Source organism: Pseudovibrio sp. M1P-2-3 (assembly GCF_031501865.1).
GTDB lineage: Bacteria > Pseudomonadota > Alphaproteobacteria > Rhizobiales > Stappiaceae > Pseudovibrio > Pseudovibrio corallicola.
The window spans coordinates 1488248-1506077 of record NZ_JARRCW010000001.1 but is presented as its reverse complement, the minus strand read 5'-3'; the positions used below and the strand labels follow the sequence as shown (position 1 = coordinate 1506077).

Sequence of the window (17830 nt, the reverse complement as noted above, 5' to 3'; positions counted from 1 at the left end):
ATTTTTCATGAATGCAGCCGAAGACACACTGTTAAGCACACGTCTTAAACTTTGTGATTACTCTCCCGGACCCCCCACGGCCCTACTGCCTCTCATGGAAGCATTCCAAACTATTCCTTGGCTTTGGTCAAGGGGTATTTGAAATAGAATTTTGTATTTCTGCCGTTAGGTGAGGAATATTTTGTGAACTGATGAATTATTAGGTAGGTTGCATCAAAACAAACTGAAGTTTGACCATGTATTGTGCAGCGCATTCATAAACTAAATTAAAAATATACATCATACTTCTTAAATAGAGAAGAAGAACAAGCCTAGACCACCATATTTTAAATTTTAATAGTTTTTGCGTAATGAAGTTCTTTAATTAGGTAAATAGACGGAGTTTTTTGTCTTTTCCTTAAATTTTTACGCAACAAACCTTAAATTTTCCGTCATAAAGGCTCGATTAGGTGTTTCAAGAGTCCGCATCCTCGGCGGATTTTTTTTTTGAAAAATAACTCCTCACGACCAACTTTTTCTTAAAAACTGGGGTCAGAACGCTTCTCTTTGTATATGAGCCATAGGTTGCGGAAATAAATAACTATACCCAGAGATTGTCCTGCAATGAAAACCGGATCCTGTCGGACAATGGAATATGTGAGCAATAGACTGCTTCCGCCGATGGAAAAAAACCAGAATGCAACCGGCACAATTGACTTTCCGACCCGCTCAGACGCAATCCACTGGATCACAAACCTCATCATAAACAAGGCCTGCGCAATCATGCCCAGAATAACCCAGAGGTCCAGCTGCTGCACAAAAACGGTGTGAAGCCAGCTCAAAAGCTGATGGATCATGACAGCTCGAGCTCCTTTTGCGGCCTTAATTCAAGCTCGTCCAGTTTGGGGATTTTTTCCCGCCGCCGGCGCAGCCACCAAACCCCGAACAAATCAAGGGCGCCAATGAGAGCCCGGTCAAAAATACCGTAGTTCGAGCGCCCGAATTGTCGTTGTCGATCCACCACATCAACATGGGTGATTTCATAGCCCTCACGCAGCACCAGTGCAGGAATAAAGCGGTGCCAGCTGTCAAAGTATGGCAACTTCAAAAAAACATCACGACGAATTACCTTCAACCCACAGCCGCTATCGCGCGTACGGTCCTTTAAGAGAGCCCCCCGAATAGCGTTAGCGGCTTTTGAAGCATATCTTTTATAAAGGCTGGCCTGCCGCCCCACCCGTTGCCCCGCAGCCAATGCAACAGCAGGTGCAGCCCCTTCCAATGCACCAATGAGGGCCGGAATATAAGCTGGGTCATTTTGCCCATCCCCGTCAATAGTTACAATAAACTCACCCCTTGCGTGGAGAAGCCCGCTGCGAACCGAACAACTCTGCCCGCATGAATTATGATGGTGAATAACTCTAAGATACCCATGTGAGTACGCGTAGGATCTGAGTGTATTTTCCGTATCATCATCCGAGCCATCATCAACCACAATAATCTCGAAGCTCCTGCTCTCCAGAGCCTCCCCAATTTCCCCGAGGAGACGGGGGAGGTTTTCACTTTCATTCCTTGCAGGAACTACAACACTGATTGATGGTCGACCGGAATCTGGGGCTGTAATCATTTACAATATCCACTAAGTCATTAATTCACTACGTAAAAAATATCTTTAACAATTTGTATTTATTTCATTTTCTCGGAATCTTACGCTTATATGGCGACGACTACGGCTTGAGAAAGCGCAGGCGAACCATCCAGTACCAGAACACGAACGATGAGAGAGCGCCCAGCATAAATCCGGCAAAAACATCACTAGGATAATGTGCGCTGATAATAACACGGGTCATAGCCAGACTGCCTCCGACAAGAAACAGCGGCACCCGATAACGGGGAAACAAAAGCCCAAGAGCAACGGAAAGAGCACCCAAAGATGTGGCATGACCGCTGGGGAAGCTTGTATACATAATCTTCCATGCAAACAACTCAAGCTTGTAGGGACCAACGACTTCATAAAGAGCTGGTCTAGCTCGGCCAAGGCTCCATTTTATAATAAGTGCGATCAACCCACTGGAGGCAACGGACAAGAAAATTAAGGCGCCATATACAGCCAGCTTATATTGCAATATGCGCGCATGTACGCCCAGCCCCTGCACCTTAATTGAGAGCATGAGAAGAAACAGCCCGCCGGAGCCAACCAGCATCCAGTCTGATTTTCCCAAGTCCGTCACAAGCCTGAAACTCTCTTTGAACTCATGGGGCATCTGCAAAAGCGTTCGCCGTGCCCAGTCATCCAGCGCTGCCAGCACCAAAACAGTGATAGACACCATAAGAACGCAGAAGATAAGCATAGGCACTCCCACCATATGGAACGTGCGCAAGCGGGTCATGCGACGCTTGATAAGCGCTGGAAGCCCCCTCAAGTTTTGCCGGAACTCCCTTGCGGAAAAATTCGCCAGAAAAACCCGAAAAATTCGTTTTGGGTCACCTCTTGTGCCTTTACCGGAGGTATAAGTGTTGGTGCCAGTTCTATCCACCCTCAAAAGCCCCCAAGGTCACTTTGTTTCCGCCGTTCAGTTTCAATCCTGACACTTCCCCCAACTGCTTTACCGTGATATTTTGAGCCTTTGCAGCTTCCATAAATGCCTGCTGATACCGCTTTTCGACAATGGCCACCCGGCATAAACGCTCAGCATTGACATCTGTCGCCCCGGATACAGGGCGCAGGAATGCGGCAGCCTGCTGGGCGTTGCCGTTCTGGGTAGAGAGTGTATTGAGGAAAACCAAACTCGGCTCGTTATAACCAACAGTAAACACCTGTGTTTCCTCGCAGTGTGGCAAGTCTTTTACAACCTTGGCTATGGCCGGAGAAACCCACAGAGGTGTTAAAGCAGGGGCGCTATAAAACCAGAAACCAAAATTGATCGCCGCCATTGCCACAACAAGAGCTGGTATAGCTTTTAACGGCTGGGACTGGCGCAGATGCTGGGTTGCCAGAAAGGCCAGAAAAGCACCGCAGACCACAAGAACTACACCTGGGGGAGAGGGCCAGATCTCAAGGTATACCGGCCCAATGACAACAAACAGAGCCAGAAGCAAAGGGATCATGGCACAAAGGATTACGGAGGTCCCGCGAAAAAAACTGTTCGTTTTTCCTTGGGGGCTGCCAACCAGACAATAGGCAACGGCAATTGCCAATGCAGGAAGCATGGGCATTGTGTAATGGGGCAGCTTGGTGGACACCAGCTCAAACACAATCCACGAAGGCACCAGCCAGCAAAGCATAAAGGAGACAACCTCCTGTCCCCTTGAGCTCCATAGGCGGGGCACCGCATAAACAATGAACACACTCAGCGGCCAGAATGTTGCAAAGCCCGCGAGAAGGTGGGTCAGCGGTGGGGCGCCATGGGCTTCTTTCCCTTCTCCGATTTTTGCAAGAAAATCACCGCCGAGCGCTTTGCGCAAGAAAGCCCCTTCAGAAGCGATCTCGATTGCAACGACCCAGGGCAGCACCAGCAAGCACAGGTAAATCAAACCGATAACGGGAGCCAGCCCCCGCACCCACGCCCCCTTTCTTTGCCACAGGCACAAGGCCGCGATGGTCAGGCCGCACACCATTAAAATGATCGGCCCCTTCAGCAGCACGCCCGCCCCCATCGCCGTCCAGAACAAAAAGGCAAGCCACCAGTTGACTTTAGGAACTGCGCGTTTCCACACACGTGCCAGCGCTCCTTGAGCTAGAACGATACATGCCAGAAGCGCCGCATCCGCTTTTGCCAGATGGGCTTCTGCAATCACAATAAAGCTTGTTGCCACCAATAGGCCGGAGAGAAAAGCCCCTCGCCGATCTGCAAAAGCAAGGGCTGCCCAATAAACGAGCAAAACAGCAAGGGACGCCCCCAGAACTGAGGGCAAGCGATACACCCAGATCGGAGCATTTTCTCCATATCCAGTCAGTTTTGCAGCTGCCGCCTGCAGCCAGTAGATGCCAATGGGCTTCTTGTAGCGGCCCTGTTCCTGAAAACGGATATTTACGTAATCACCGCTTTGCAGCATTTGCTTTGTTGCCTGTGCAAACCGCGGCTCGTCCCGGTCTAGCGGCGGAACACTGGCAAGGCCGGGTACATATAACAGAGCACATAGAATTATGAGCAGAGCCGGTGCCACAATAGGAAGGCCCGTCAGTCGCAACCAGAGCGGAAGGCGCACTTCCCCCTCTTGCGGCGCGTCCACATGGCTCTTCTCCACCGTTGCCCCGTCCTTCACCCACACAAATCCTTAGAATTCACCCACCCATAGCAAGTGGACTTTCACGTTTGATCTCACGCGATAGTCGCTGGAAAAGACCTAGGCTGTAAAACCTGTAGTTTTGGCTACTTCATTCTTTCCGCTGAAAAACAGGGATAAGTGTCTTTTCATTACACCAAATCGTTTTGCTCCATGTTTTCTCCATTTTCCTGATAAAGAAGAGGCTCCAGCTCTTGAAACATAAATTTGCTGCAAAGCTCTTCAGCTTTCTTTGGGGAACAGAATGACACTCTCATTGCACAGACCTGAATCACGGTCTGTCCATTTGCTCGGCAAGCTCATGCCTGTTGCATCTTTCATCACCTGCCTATTGCTGCTGGCGGGCTGCGCCGGTCTGAGCGGAGCAAGGACAAAGGCGGACCTGAGCGAAATCAGCATCAACCGGCAGGAGGTTCTGCGCCAGACCAATGAATGGCGCGCCAAGCATGGCCTGCCTGCACTCAAGCTGGACCCGCATTTGAACGAGGTTTCTCAAGATATGGCAAACCATATCGCGGCAAAAGATTCTCTTGGCACATCCAGACATTCAGCGGGTAGCCTGCAACGCCGCACGGCAAAGGGTGGATACAGGTCCTATGCAGGTGCGGAAAATCTGGGGGCGGGTTACGCGGATATCAACGCGGTCATGGTGGGCTGGAAAACGTCCAAGGACCACAACAAGAACCTGCTCAACTCCAATGTCACCCACATGGGTGTTGCCCGCACCAACCGGACAGATGGAACCTACCGGAATTTCTGGGTAATGACGCTGGCGGCCCCAAAGACAGCCACAAATACAACCCGCGGCCCCATGCTGCCAATGCGCACAGGCCAAACTACCGTCTCCATCACGCCTTAAAGCACATCGCCGAAAAATGAATACCGGTTTTTGGTTAAAGATACGCGCCTAAACAATATGTTAAAGCAGTGAGTTGTTTCAATTAAACGCCTCAGTGCTTTAACCGGCCTTTTCCGGTCCCTGCCCCTAAGATTATGCAGTAACCTCTGTAATCTCAGGGGAATCTATCACAATCCCCCACCTCACCTCTTTACGCTCTCCAACTTCCCACCATATTGTTGGTAGGACTGCACCTATCAGGAGAGACGAGAGTTATGGATGCGATTCAATCGGCATTGTTGCAAGAGTGGGAAACTCCATTTGGAATTCCGCCGTTTTCAGCAATCAAAGCGGAAGAGTTTGTGCCTGCATTCGAGCATGCCATAGCTGAGGCAAAGGCGGATGCCCAAAAAATTGCAGGCAACCCGCTTTCTCCGACATTTGAAAATACAATCGAAGCCCTTGAGCAGAGCGGCAAAATGCTCAAACAAGTCTCAAGCGTGTTCTACAACCTGTCCAGCGCCCACACGAATGACACACTGCAAGAAGCTGAACGGATCATTGCTCCCAAGCTTGCGGAGCATTATTCCGGCCTGATGCTGGACCCAAAGCTGTTTGAGCGCGTTGACGCCTTGAAAGCCCGTGAGGCCGAGCTTGGCCTGACACCAGAACAGGCCCGTGTTCTGGAGCGCTACCACACCCGCTTTATGCGCGCCGGTGCTGGCCTTGATAAAAACGCGAAAGTGCGCATGGCCGAGATTACCAAACGGCTTGCCACTCTTGGTACCCAGTTTTCACAAAACGTTTTGGCCGATGAAGCCTCTTACAAGCTGGTACTCAGTGAGGGGGACGATCTGGCTGGCCTGCCGGAGTTTCTCGTCAGCGCTGCTCGCGAAGCAGCTGCAGAGCGCGGGCTGGAAGACAAGTACGTAATTACCTTGTCCCGCTCTTCAATCGAGCCGTTCTTGCAATTCTCCACACGCAGGGACCTGCGCGAGGAAGCGTTCACCGCTTGGGCTAAGCGCGGTGAAAACAAAGGCGAGACTGATAACACAGGCATCGTCAAGGAAACTGTTGCCCTTCGCAAAGAACGTGCCGCCCTTCTGGGCTTTGACAGCTTTGCCGCGTTCAAGACCGACGACACCATGGCCAAAACCCCACGGGCGGTCAACGACCTGCTTATGAAAGTATGGGCCCCAGCCAAGACAAAGGCAGCAGCAGAAGCCGCCGACCTTCAGGAAATGGCCCAGTCCCTTGGTGATAATATACAAATCGCCCCGTGGGACTGGCGTTATTACAGTGAGAAAGTGCGCAAAAGCCAGCATGATCTGGATGAAGCGGAAGTAAAGCCCTACTTCCAGCTGGAACGGATGATTGAAGCCTCATTCCACACGGCTAGCAAACTGTTCGGCCTCTCCTTCAAGCCATTGAACACTCTGGAGCTTTACCATCCAGATGCCCGTGCATTTGAAGTTCTGGGACCCGATGGCAAACATGTTGGTATCTTCATCGCCGATTATTTTGCCCGCACATCCAAACGCTCCGGCGCATGGATGAGCGCTTTCAGGGAGCAACATAAGCTGAACGGGAATGTTTCTCCCGTTATCATCAATGTGATGAACTTCTCCAAAGCGCCGGAAGGTCAGCCAACACTGCTCACATTTGATGATGCCCGCACCTTGTTCCACGAGTTTGGTCATGGCCTGCACGGTCTTTTGTCCAATGTCACCTATCCCGTCATATCCGGCACGAGTGTTGCCCGCGATTTTGTAGAGCTTCCCTCACAGCTCTATGAGCACTGGCTTTCCGAGCCGCAAATTCTAAAAGAGTATGCCCGCCACTATGAAACGGGAGAGGTAATTCCGCAGGACCTTCTGAACCGCCTGCTGGCTGCTTCCAACTTCAATCAAGGCTTTGCAACGGTTGAATACCTGTCCACCGCCATTGTTGATATGGCGCTGCACAGTGCCGATCAGGTGGATGATCTGGATCCGCTGGCGTTTGAGAAGAAAACTCTTGATGAAATCGGCATGCCCGCGCAAATCATCATGCGCCACCGTACGCCGCACCTTGCCCACGCATTTGCTGGAGATGGCTACTCAGCCGGATACTACAGCTACATGTGGTCGGAGGTGATGGACGCTGATGCGTTTGAGGCTTTCAAGGAGACGGGCGATCCCTTTGATCGAGAAACCGCACACAGACTGAAGGAGTTCATCTACTCAGCCGGTGGCACACAGGACCCCGCAAAAGCCTATACTGATTTTAGGGGTAAGATGCCAAGCATCGAACCGCTTTTGAAAGGCCGAGGGCTCATATAGCGCCGGACTTACTGCGTCAGCCCCGCACAAGAACATTATATTTAAATGAGGATGCGGGGTACAAATATTACTTGTACCCCACTGATGCACCAAACTTTAATGAGCAGGACTTGTCCTGCTCTTTTTTTGTTTAAGTCAATCCACCCTAAATACCGGTCACTCTTGCTGTTTTGATCAACGTCTAGCTTAGAGTAAACACGGGCTAACGAATCCAACCGTTGCACTTCGCTCGTGAGTCTCCAGCCCCGGATCAAGTCCGGGGTGACATCCTTGTCTTTTTACGACATCATCCCGGCCAACAAGCCGGGATCCAGAAGGAGCCCTATAGGTTCCTATTATTGCTGACTGGTACAACCACCTGCCCAAGGCCGCCTTACTTTCTTTCAGTTCAAGCCCTTTTATAAAAACCGAACAGGCCAGCAAGCAGTACGTTCAGCCATCCCAAAATCATAAGGAAACCACCTGTGGGTGCGGCTTTGTCAAAAAGTTTGGTTCCAACAAACATGCGCAAGCCCAAGTCACCACAAAACAAACTCAAACCGGCAAAAATCAGAATCATTCCGAATGCCACCAGTTTCGACCCCGTTTTGTCATAGGCAAGGCCGAGCGCCACAAAGGCGGCCGCATGCATCATGGTCAGGCTGCTGATAATGCCAAGAAAGGGATTAGTTGTCATATGGGACGCAGCAGCTGCGGTGATGATGGCTGTAACGCCGCAAAAGCCGCCCAAAATCAAACCTGCTCTCAAACCAGCAGTGGAATAGCTCACCTCATTTGTCACAGGACCCTCTCATCATACTTGCGGCTCACCCCGCACCTATCGTTAAACTCTCTATGGTTTCCTAGATAAAACAAACCTATGGATATTGGGAGGTCGCCGGATCAGCAACATCCATAATGCGCATTTGCACTTTTGGACGCCCCTGCCAGGTATCAATGGAGAGGTTTCCGGCAACGTGTAGCAGCCTGCCGCGCCCCTCCAGCAGTGCCTTTCCAAGGGGTTGGTCTTCTGCTTTGAAGGCAATGGCTTTGAGCTGGGAACCATCATTCCCCCCCAGTGTCACCCGCACATGCCCCTTACCCACCACATCGGCAAACTTGATCCGCGCGGCGGGAATGGCAAACACCGGTTCGGGATGGGCCGAGCCATAGGGGCCAGCTTGCGTCAACTCCTCCAACAGCTCAAGGCTCGCGCCGCCCACACTCACCACTCCATCAATGGTCAATTCCTGATCCCGCATAGCCACGGCAACATCGCCCCCCAAGCGCTCATTCATAAACACTTCCAGTTCGGCAAGTTTGTCCTTGGCCACTGTTAGCCCTGCGGCCATGGCATGCCCACCGCCTTTTTCCGCAAGGCCAGCCTCAACGGCAGCTCGAACCGCCGCCCCCAAGTCAACGCCGTTCACGGAGCGTCCAGAGCCCGTTCCCATGCCTTGCTCATTAAAGGCAATGGCAAAGGCAGGGCGGCGGTAGCGTTCCTTGAGCCGCGAGGCAATGAGCCCCACAATACCCGAGTGCCAGCCGTCCGAGCCGGTAAACAGAACCGATACATCGCCGCCTTCGGTTTTTTGGAAGGCCTGCCCTTCCCCCTCTTCCAGCATAACCGCTTCCAGCGCCTGCCGTTCTTGATTGAGACGCTCAAGCGTTGCAGCAATTTGTTCCGCTTCCCCGCGATTATCACAGGTCAATAGCTTTGCTCCCAAAGCTGAATCCCCAATACGTCCACCTGCGTTAATGCGCGGGCCCAGCATAAAGCCCAGATGATATGGAGTTGGCGGGCCGGAGACACGGGCCACATCCACCAAAGCGCACAGTCCCACGTTTTGCCGCTTTGCCATCACCTGCAGCCCCTTGACCACATAGGCGCGGTTTAACCCTTTAAGCGGCACCACATCACACACAGTGCCCAATGCCACCAGATCCAGAAGGTCCATGAGGTTCGGCAATTTGTCCGCGCCAACTACTCCGCGCTTTCGCAGCTCCCGATTCAAGGCCACCAGAAACAGGAAAGTCACGCCGACAGCCGCCAGATGCCCCTGCCCCGACAAATCATCCTGTCGGTTTGGGTTCACCAGAGCATGAACATTTGGCAGTTCCTCTCCCACCTGATGGTGATCAAGAACAACTACCTCTAGCCCCAACTTGTGCGCCGCCTCAAATGCCTCGAAAGATGTCGAGCCACAATCAACGGTCACCAGAAGGCGTGCGCCTCCTTGATAAAGCTGTTCCAGTGCCGTGGGGTTTGGCCCATACCCGTCAATGATTCGATCAGGGATATAGACATCAGGAGAAAGCCCTAGTGCACGCAGATAGCGGCAAAGAAGGGCGGAGGAGGTTGCCCCGTCCACATCATAGTCGCCAAAAATGGCAAGGGAAGTGCCCTGCTCGATCGCCTCGGCAAGTTTAATGGCCGCCCGGTCCATATCCACCAAAGAGGAAGGGTCCGGCATCAGTGATTTCAACGTGGGATCAAGAAACTGATCCGCGTCTTCCAAGCTCACATCCCGGCCAATAAGGACCCGCCCAACAACCTCGGAGATTTCTGTACGCTGAGAAACCGCGAGGGCCTGTGCGGCTCCAACTTCATTAAGCCGTTCGCGCCATTCCTTGCCGTTGGCGGATTTTCTCACGCCCAGAACTGTTCGTCGGCTGGTTTTATCCAAACTTGTCATCATCACTGTCACTGCTAGAAAGGCTGTCTCAAAAAGCAAAGGGGCGAGTGTGTACTACACCCGCCCGTTTCAGCTGTCATCAAAGAGGAATAAGTCTCACGTCACCCTAGAATTTATCTGCATGAGCATGGCGGGCTTCGATATAACGAACTGTGCCTGATGTGGAGCGCATCACCACTGTGTGTGTTTTCACACCGCTAGACGCGAACTTTACACCTTTGAGGAAGTTGCCATCAGTCACACCGGTTGCGGCAAATAAAACATCCCCGCCCGCCAATTCCTCAAGAGAGAACTTGCGGTTTGTGTCAGTGATGCCCATACGCTTGGCACGCTCCACCTGTTCTTCACGGGTTATCACAAGACGCCCTTGCATCTGCCCGCCAATACAGCGCAGAGCCGCAGCAGCCAGAACACCTTCCGGCGCGCCGCCGATACCCACATAAAGGTCAATACCGGTCTGCTCCGTATCGGTTGTATGGATAATACCAGCCACATCGCCATCACCGATCAGGTAGATAGACGCACCACATGCACGAATATCGTCAATCAGCTTGGCATGGCGTGGCCGGTCCAGCACACACACTGTCAGCTCTTCAACCTCAACGCCTTTTGCTCGCGCAACAGACTTCAGATTCTCAAGGATAGGCCGGTCCAGATCAATCACACCCTCAGGGTAACCCGGTCCAACCGCAATCTTTTCCATGTAGCTGTCAGGCGCGTTCAGCAACCCGCCAGCAGTCGCCATGGCAATAACCGCCAAGGAGTTCGGCATATTCTTGGCACAGATTGTTGTTCCCTCAAGCGGGTCCAGAGCAATATCAACCTTCGCGCCGGCCTTTGTGCCCACCTGCTCACCGATATAGAGCATAGGAGCCTCATCGCGCTCCCCTTCTCCAATCACCACAGTGCCATCAATAGGCAGCTGGTTGAGTTCGCGGCGCATGGCATCCACGGCAACCTGATCCGCTGCCTTTTCATCTCCACGGCCACGCAAACGTGCTGCGGCTACAGCAGCACGTTCCGTCACGCGTGCCAATTCAAGTGTAAGAATTCGGTCCAGAACGTTTTCGTCGTTCCCTTGACTCTCAGCCATAGCTTTTTAAACCTCTAGGTGTTCGATGGCCTGTCCATATAGGAAAAGAAATTTTATTTCAATTTCTCAATACGTAAAACCTGCGCCATACAGGTAGTAACATTTTCGGAAGCAATCGCTTCCAGAGCTTCCCTGACCATCATCTCCGATGTTTCATAGGTGATCAAAATGACTGTTTGCGGGTCATCCGGATCGTGCATTCCCGACACATTGCTGTGGGCATCCCGGCTTTTTTGGACGATAGATTCTAAAGAAATCCCTTTGTCAGCCATACACCGCGCAATAGTTGCAAACGAGCCAGGTTCATCCACAACACGTAGACGAATGTAGTAGCCCCCTTCATGAGAGCGCATTCTGGCTTTTTTATAGGGGGTAAGTGTTTCCGCTTTCTGACCAAAGACAGCCAGATCATCACCACGTGCAATATCTGCAATATCCGAGACAACAGAAGAGGCAGTCGCATCGCCGCCAGCACCTGGACCCACAAGAATAACTTCCCCCACAGCATCCCCGTCTACGGCAACTGCGTTCAAGACGCCGTCAATACGGGCAATCGCCGAAGACTTGGGCACCATTGTCGGGTGAACCCGCTGCTCGATACCGCTGTCTGTGCGCTGTGCAACACCAAGCAGTTTGATTCGGTACCCCAGCTCATCAGCCGCTTGAATGTCTTCGGGCGTAATGGAGGTGATACCTTCCACATAGATGGCATCACTGTCCACTTCGCAACCAAAGGCCAAACTGGTCAGCAGTGAGAGTTTATGGGCAGTATCGAAACCTTCAATATCAAACGTCGGGTCCGCTTCTGCATAACCAAGACGCTGTGCATCAGCCAGACACTCGGCAAATGCAAGGCCTTCCCCTTCCATGCGGGTAAGGATGTAGTTACAGGTTCCGTTCATGATCCCGTAAACACGGTCCACACTGTTACCTGCCAAACTCTCGCGCATGGTTTTAACAATCGGGATTCCACCGGCAACGGCTGCCTCGTAGTTCAGGCTCACGCCTTGGCTCTCGGCCAGTGCGGACAAAGAAACCGCGTGTTTTGCAAGCAGTGCCTTATTGGCCGTGACCACATGCTTGCCTGCTTCCAGAGCTGCGCGAACGCTGGCTTCCGCCGAACCGTTCTCGCCGCCAATCAACTCAATAAACACATCAATCTCGGGGGAGCGCGCCATTTCGACCGGATCATCGAACCACAAAGCACCAGAAAGGTCTACTCCACGATCCTTGTCCCGGCTTCTTGCGGAGACCGCCACAACCTTGATCTCCTTGCCGCTACGATGGGCAAGGATATTCGATTTACGTTCCAGTATGCGCAGCAGCGAGGTCCCAACCGTACCCAGACCTGCAACACCAACTTTCAATAGTTCACTCATGAAACTCTTTTACCACTGAGGTTACACGTTAAACGTCCGAGTTGCTCAACTCTTCTGAATTGCTACCGGTTTCATCAAAAAACCTGCGAATGCCTCTTGCTGCCTGACGGATACGTTGCTCGTTTTCCACCAAGCCAATGCGAACAAACCCTTCTCCGTGCTCGCCAAAGCCAACCCCTGGCGCCACGGCAACGTCCGCCCGCTCAATGAGAAGCTTAGAGAATTCGAGGGAACCAAGGTGCTCAAAACGCGCCGGAATTGGTGCCCACACAAACATGCTTGCCTCAGGAGCTGGAATTGGCCAACCCGCGCGGGTGAAGGCTTCAACCAGAACATCACGGCGCTTGCGGTACATGGTGCGCATTTCTTCAATGCAATCTTCCGGTCCATTAAGCGCAGCGGTGGCGGCTACCTGAATAGGCGTGAAAGCACCGTAGTCCAGATAGGATTTTACACGGGCAAGCGCTGCAATCAACCGCTCGTTGCCAACAGCAAAGCCCATGCGCCAGCCGGGCATGGAGAAGGTTTTCGACAAGGATGTAAACTCTACGGCCACATCCATTGCGCCAGGAACCTGAAGAATGGATGGTGGCGGTGTTTCACCGAAATAGATTTCTGAATAAGCAAGATCGGAGAGTACGAAGATATCATGCTTACGGGCAAAGGCCACAATATCGCGGTAGAACTCAATATCCGCACAAGCTCCCGTCGGATTGGACGGATAGCAAAGCACAATGGCAATCGGCTTTGGAATGGAGTGTACAACAGCCCGCTCCAGCGCTTCAAACACCTCCGGCCCCGGCTGAGCCGGAATGGAGCGCAAAGAACCACCAGCCATAAGGAAGCCAAAGGCATGGATCGGGTAACTTGGATTTGGCACCAAGACCACATCACCGGGGGCCGTAATGGCCTGCGCCATGTTGGCAAAGCCTTCCTTGGAGCCAAGGGTGGCCACAACCTGCGTATCAGGGTCCAGTTTCACGCCAAAGCGGCGCTCATAGTAGGCTGCCTGCGCACGGCGCAAACCGGGAATACCTTTGGAGCTGGAATACCGGTGGGTGCGGGGATTTTGAACAGTCTCAACCAGCTTATCAACGATGTGCTGCGGTGTAGGATGATCGGGGTTGCCCATACCCAAATCAATAATATCCGCGCCCGCCGCTCGTGCTTTGGCCTTAAGACGGTTTACCTGTTCAAAGACATAGGGCGGGAGCCTGCGTGTCTTGTGAAAGTCGTCCATACCAAAAGCCTCGCTTATTTATTAATACTCATGTTTTCTAGGGGCAACTACAGCGTCTGCCCCTTGGGCGGCTGTTTTAGCAGGAACCACAGGCTTTTGCATGGGGTTGAGGGCGGATTTGACGATATTTTTTCTCAATTAATACGCCAGATGAGAATTCCTCCCCAATTTTCTTTGTGAGCCCCCTCAAAAGTTACCCACTTGTATAAACAGGTAAACTTCTTCGGCAGGTCCATCAATTTGTATAAAATTCAGAGGAGATTGACTCTATTTCTACGGATTTTGTGCACTTTGCTGCGCCTCGTCAGCAATCTGCTCAAGCTCCGAGCTCTGCCCGCCCGCTTGCTGGCTGGCGGCTCCCGCGCGCTGTGCATTCTCATTCAAAGCCATAAGTTCAGCTTCCGTCTGCTGACGCTGTTCATCTGAAAGCAGGCCATCATCATTATAAAGAATAGGCTCATACTCCGGCTCACCAGGAATTTTGTCATCCTGCTGCATGGCTTCCGAAAGGGTCAGGTTCTCGTTAAACGTGCAGCCGGAAAGGATCGCCAAGGCAGTTACAAAACAAAGGCCAAAGAGTGATCGAGAACGGTTGTTTGTCATGGATTTATGATGCTTTCATTTCGGTGTCAGGGTGAGCGGTTATTGCGATAGCTTTGCAGAACCAGTTACTGCAGACCATCACTCGATAGCTAGCGCCCGACTATATTTATAGACAGTCTATACACGATTCTCACCGGTTTCGGCTTGCATGACCCCCGCATAGCGCCGGTTCTCCCCATCAGCCAGCGGCAAAAACCTCAACTTTAGGTAAATATTTTATTTATGGGCCTATTTAATTAGGCATAGCGACACATAACCCAATAGTTTTCATAGGAAAATAAAAAAACCCCTCTATAATAGAGGTGAAGTTTCTTGGAACTGTAATAATCAATGAATAAAAAAACTTTACCTAAAGTTACTGGAACTATTTTTTGGAATTTAAAGTAGATTAGGGACCCTTTTCATGGGTCTCCTCCGAAAATAGGGATTTGTAAAGTCAATGACCACTGATCATAGGAACCTAATTTCACAGTACACAGTAAAAGACCCGGAAGAACTATCAAGAAATATTGCCAAAATATTTGAAAACGGCGGTCGTGCCCTTGCAGCCTATCTTGAGCCTCGGGAAAAAGGTGAAATCGAGCCGGACTCTCCCGATCAGGTGGCGGGTATCCTGAAGGCCCTTGTTGAGGTGGGGGGCTATTGGGCCAAAGACCCCGGCAGAGCCATTGAAGCCCAGTCTCGCCTTTGGACTGGTTACATGAATGTTTGGGAAAGCTCCCTTAAACGCATGAGCGGCGACAGTGACGAGCCTGCCGTCAAACCAACTCCCACGGACAGGCGCTTCAAAGACCCTGAATGGAACGACAACAGCATTTTCGACTTCCTCAAGCAGATGTACCTGCAAACGAGCAACTGGGCCGAAGACCTGGTGGAAGAAGCAGATGATCTGGACGAGCACACTAAACACAAGGCAGAATTTTACATCCGCCAGCTCGCAGACGCATTCTCCCCTTCCAACTTTGTTTTGACCAATCCAGAGCTTTTGCGCGAAACTTTTGCCACAAACGGCAAGAACCTTGCCACCGGCCTTGGCAATCTTGCGGAAGACATTGAGGCCGGCAATGGAGACCTGAAAATCAGGCAGACAGACAGTGCCGAGTTTGAGGTTGGCAAGAACCTTGCCACTACCCCTGGCAAGGTGATCATGCAAAATGATCTATGCCAGCTGATTCAGTACAGTCCAACCACGGAAAACGTCCTCAAACGGCCACTTCTGATCATTCCACCCTGGATTAACAAGTATTACATCCTGGATTTGGATGCGGAAAAATCTTTTATCCGTTGGGCAGTCGAACAAGGGCACACAACCTTTGTGGTCTCTTGGGTGAACCCGGATGAGAGACAGGCCAAGAAGAGCTTTGAGCACTACATGAAAGAGGGAATCCTTGAATCCCTTGAGGCCGTGGAAAAAGCAACAGGCGAAAAAACAGTCAATGCTATCGGCTACTGCGTGGGTGGTACTTTACTGGCATTCACACTGGCCTACCTTGCCAGAATTGGTGAAGACGACAAGATAGCCACGACTACATTTTTCACCACCCAGATTGACTTTACCAACGCAGGCGATCTGAAAGTTTTCGTGGATGAAGAGCAGCTTGAATGTCTTGAAGATCAGATGAAACGCAAGGGCTATCTGGACGGAAGTAAAATGGCAGCCGCCTTTAACATGCTGCGTCCCAACGATCTGATCTGGCGCTACGTGGTGGGTAACTATATCAAGGGTGAAGCCCCTGATGCCTTCGATCTTCTCTACTGGAGCTCCGACAGCCCCCGCATGGCTGCGGCCAACCACTCCTATTACTTGCGCAACTGTTATTTAAACAACGCCTTCGCGGAGGGTAAGTTGCGTATGGCCAAGCGGGTATTGAAGCCCTCGGACATTAAGATTCCCATTTATAATCTGGCCACGAAGAAAGATCACATTGCTCCGGCCCTGTCTGTATTCAAAGGCTCCAAACTATTCGGTGGACCTGTTGATTATGTTTTGAGTGGCTCTGGCCATATTGCCGGGGTTGTAAACCCACCCTCCAAGAAAAAGTATCAGTACTGGACCAACAGTAAATCCTGCGAAACACTGGAAGAGTGGGAGAAGAGCGCCACTGAGCACCCTGGTTCATGGTGGACACACTGGGACAAATGGATCAAAGACCATGATGATGAACAGGTGCCGGCCCGCCTCCTGAATGGAGATAAGGTAAAAATACTGGAAGACGCTCCTGGAAGTTATGTTAAAGTGCGGTCCTGACCTCAGTTCTTTAACTTAGAGTAAAAGAAAGGGGCAACAGCCCCTTTCTTTATTAGGAGCCTCCCCGTGAAGGATACGAGCGCCGTACAAAATAAATATAAAGCCGGCACCTTTCGCGCACGCGCCCTGCCAGTTGGTCAACTTCGGACCATCGGGCTGGATAGCCGTTTACTCACCGCACAAGCAACCTGGCTCAGCCTGAACCTGCGCCTGATAAGCGGTCCCCTCACCATTGCCACTCTCTACTTCCAACCGGATCTGGGGTGGCCCATCACGGGATCCATTCTTCTATTTATTGCAGCAATTGTCATTTTTGCCCCCCGTTTACTCTCACTACCCGTCAACGTAAAAAGCTGGCCAGCACGGGCCGCCTTTGGAGAGCGGATCTGGCACAATCGACATTTTGTTCCCATCGAAAGTCTTCGAAGCAAACAAGCATTCACTCTTACCCTAGTGACCTTGGTTGGCATGGTGAGCGGGATTGTCGGAGCTATAAACACCCTCCCCTTGATCGCCATCACAGGGGGCAGCATTGCCCTCCTCAGCAAGCTCACCTATCTGGACTCCATGTCCAGATTGTACGCAGAGGTTAAAAATACGCACCCCGTTTACAAGTCCTGGCAGCTCTCCCCCGATAATGACAATAATACCTACAAGGTATACCCCCCGCTCAATCGGCGTGGATAGCGCTGCGCAAAAGCCGCTTTAACTTGTGTCCTTGCAGGAAATTTCACGCCAGTCGATGAGGACTGTCTGGTTCCTGCTCAAAATGCGGTATCTATACTTCACAGGTTTGAAGGTAAAGCTTGGGTGCGTTGACTGGCATTGATAAACCGGCTTCAGATTTTGATAGGTCACACAATCTCCATTCATGGGAGATTGATCGCCTTTTTTCGCCCCAAGCACCATTCCAACCAGACCATCAGGACTTAAGGCACTCTCCTCACTATCCACCAGCACCTCCGCACCGGTGCTATTCCCCTCCGGCCCTGCCTTGAACCCGCACCTTTCAACTCTAACAGTCTGTGCGCTTGCAACCCCTACCAGACCAGAAAGAACAAAAATGGTGGTGGTCACCACAAACCCAAGATTCCTCATCATCGCGCTCCTCAACCCAAACCTCTTCGAATTTAGGCCCGAACTCATAAAAAGCAGGTAAAAGAATCG

Annotated in this window: 15 protein-coding genes; 4 read left to right on the top strand and 11 right to left on the bottom strand. The window is 51.6% G+C overall.

The window, feature by feature from the left end; all coding sequences use genetic code 11:
- Positions 1-518: 518 nt before the first annotated feature.
- From P6574_RS06815 to P6574_RS06800, 4 genes are all read right to left on the bottom strand, one after another.
- Entirely contained in the window at positions 519-836 is a 318-nt protein-coding gene (locus tag P6574_RS06815; protein ID WP_310619613.1) for a lipid-A-disaccharide synthase N-terminal domain-containing protein, read from the bottom strand.
- Entirely contained in the window at positions 833-1606 is a 774-nt protein-coding gene (locus P6574_RS06810) for a glycosyltransferase family 2 protein (RefSeq protein WP_310619612.1), read from the bottom strand. Before P6574_RS06810 ends, P6574_RS06815 begins: the two co-directional genes overlap by 4 nt.
- 100 nt (positions 1607-1706) lie before the next feature.
- Positions 1707-2516: a phosphatase PAP2 family protein gene (locus P6574_RS06805; RefSeq protein ID WP_310619611.1), complete on the bottom strand. Its 810-nt coding sequence runs from the start codon at positions 2514-2516 to the stop codon at positions 1707-1709.
- The gene (locus tag P6574_RS06800; protein WP_310619610.1) at positions 2509-4245 is read right to left on the bottom strand and encodes an ArnT family glycosyltransferase; all 1737 of its coding nucleotides are present in this window, start codon (positions 4243-4245) and stop codon (positions 2509-2511) included. Before P6574_RS06800 ends, P6574_RS06805 begins: the two co-directional genes overlap by 8 nt.
- A 265-nt stretch (positions 4246-4510) precedes the next feature.
- Here P6574_RS06800 and P6574_RS06795 point away from each other — a divergent pair, with 265 nt between their 5' ends.
- Both P6574_RS06795 and P6574_RS06790 read left to right on the top strand, forming a co-directional pair.
- The gene (locus tag P6574_RS06795; RefSeq protein ID WP_310619609.1) at positions 4511-5125 is read left to right on the top strand and encodes a CAP domain-containing protein; all 615 of its coding nucleotides are present in this window, start codon (positions 4511-4513) and stop codon (positions 5123-5125) included.
- A 254-nt stretch (positions 5126-5379) separates the two neighbouring features.
- Positions 5380-7425 carry a M3 family metallopeptidase gene (locus tag P6574_RS06790; protein WP_310619608.1) on the top strand — a complete coding sequence of 682 codons (2046 nt, stop codon included), beginning with the start codon at positions 5380-5382 and terminating at the stop codon, positions 7423-7425.
- A gap of 388 nt (positions 7426-7813) precedes the next feature.
- Here the strand turns inward: P6574_RS06790 and P6574_RS06785 are convergent, their stop codons facing one another.
- From P6574_RS06785 to P6574_RS06760, 6 genes are all read right to left on the bottom strand, one after another.
- A complete protein-coding gene (locus P6574_RS06785; protein WP_310619607.1) occupies positions 7814-8206 on the bottom strand; it encodes a DUF423 domain-containing protein in 393 nt (130 codons plus the stop codon).
- A 76-nt stretch (positions 8207-8282) separates the two neighbouring features.
- Positions 8283-10103, bottom strand: coding sequence for a single-stranded-DNA-specific exonuclease RecJ (gene recJ / locus P6574_RS06780; protein ID WP_310619606.1), 1821 nt, complete (start codon positions 10101-10103; stop codon positions 8283-8285).
- Between the two features lie 103 nt (positions 10104-10206).
- Positions 10207-11193, bottom strand: coding sequence for a class II fructose-bisphosphatase (gene glpX, locus P6574_RS06775; RefSeq protein ID WP_310619605.1), 987 nt, complete (start codon positions 11191-11193; stop codon positions 10207-10209).
- Positions 11194-11246: 53 nt separating this feature from the next.
- Positions 11247-12572 carry a homoserine dehydrogenase gene (locus tag P6574_RS06770; protein WP_310619604.1) on the bottom strand — a complete coding sequence of 442 codons (1326 nt, stop codon included), beginning with the start codon at positions 12570-12572 and terminating at the stop codon, positions 11247-11249.
- A gap of 28 nt (positions 12573-12600) precedes the next feature.
- A complete protein-coding gene (locus P6574_RS06765) occupies positions 12601-13812 on the bottom strand; it encodes an LL-diaminopimelate aminotransferase (protein ID WP_310619603.1) in 1212 nt (403 codons plus the stop codon).
- 273 nt (positions 13813-14085) lie between these two features.
- Positions 14086-14415, bottom strand: a complete 330-nt coding sequence (locus P6574_RS06760; protein ID WP_310619602.1) for a hypothetical protein — start codon at positions 14413-14415, stop codon at positions 14086-14088.
- A 439-nt stretch (positions 14416-14854) separates the two neighbouring features.
- Between P6574_RS06760 and P6574_RS06755 the strand changes: the two genes are divergently transcribed.
- Both P6574_RS06755 and P6574_RS06750 read left to right on the top strand, forming a co-directional pair.
- Positions 14855-16663 (top strand): PHA/PHB synthase family protein, encoded by a 1809-nt coding sequence (locus P6574_RS06755; RefSeq protein ID WP_310619601.1) that lies wholly within the window; start codon positions 14855-14857, stop codon positions 16661-16663.
- A gap of 66 nt (positions 16664-16729) precedes the next feature.
- Entirely contained in the window at positions 16730-17350 is a 621-nt protein-coding gene (locus P6574_RS06750) for a DUF6653 family protein (protein ID WP_310619600.1), read from the top strand.
- 18 nt (positions 17351-17368) lie between these two features.
- On the opposite strand, the gene P6574_RS06745 is transcribed toward P6574_RS06750, so the two are convergent.
- Entirely contained in the window at positions 17369-17761 is a 393-nt protein-coding gene (locus P6574_RS06745) for a hypothetical protein (protein WP_310619599.1), read from the bottom strand.
- Between the last annotated feature and the right edge of the window lie 69 nt (positions 17762-17830).

Excerpts from the sequence above, each read along its gene's own strand:
- recJ (WP_310619606.1), bottom strand. The coding sequence starts at position 10,103 with ATGATGACAAGTTTGGATAAAACCAGCCGACGAACAGTTCTGGGCGTG.
- glpX (WP_310619605.1), bottom strand. The coding sequence starts at position 11,193 with ATGGCTGAGAGTCAAGGGAACGACGAAAACGTTCTGGACCGAATTCTT.
- P6574_RS06755 (WP_310619601.1), top strand. The coding sequence starts at position 14,855 with ATGACCACTGATCATAGGAACCTAATTTCACAGTACACAGTAAAAGAC.
- P6574_RS06745 (WP_310619599.1), bottom strand. The coding sequence starts at position 17,761 with ATGAGGAATCTTGGGTTTGTGGTGACCACCACCATTTTTGTTCTTTCT.
- P6574_RS06765 (WP_310619603.1), bottom strand. The coding sequence starts at position 13,812 with ATGGACGACTTTCACAAGACACGCAGGCTCCCGCCCTATGTCTTTGAA.
- P6574_RS06815 (WP_310619613.1), bottom strand. The coding sequence starts at position 836 with ATGATCCATCAGCTTTTGAGCTGGCTTCACACCGTTTTTGTGCAGCAG.
- P6574_RS06760 (WP_310619602.1), bottom strand. The coding sequence starts at position 14,415 with ATGACAAACAACCGTTCTCGATCACTCTTTGGCCTTTGTTTTGTAACT.
- P6574_RS06790 (WP_310619608.1), top strand. The coding sequence starts at position 5,380 with ATGGATGCGATTCAATCGGCATTGTTGCAAGAGTGGGAAACTCCATTT.
- P6574_RS06810 (WP_310619612.1), bottom strand. The coding sequence starts at position 1,606 with ATGATTACAGCCCCAGATTCCGGTCGACCATCAATCAGTGTTGTAGTT.
- P6574_RS06795 (WP_310619609.1), top strand. The coding sequence starts at position 4,511 with ATGACACTCTCATTGCACAGACCTGAATCACGGTCTGTCCATTTGCTC.
- P6574_RS06770 (WP_310619604.1), bottom strand. The coding sequence starts at position 12,572 with ATGAGTGAACTATTGAAAGTTGGTGTTGCAGGTCTGGGTACGGTTGGG.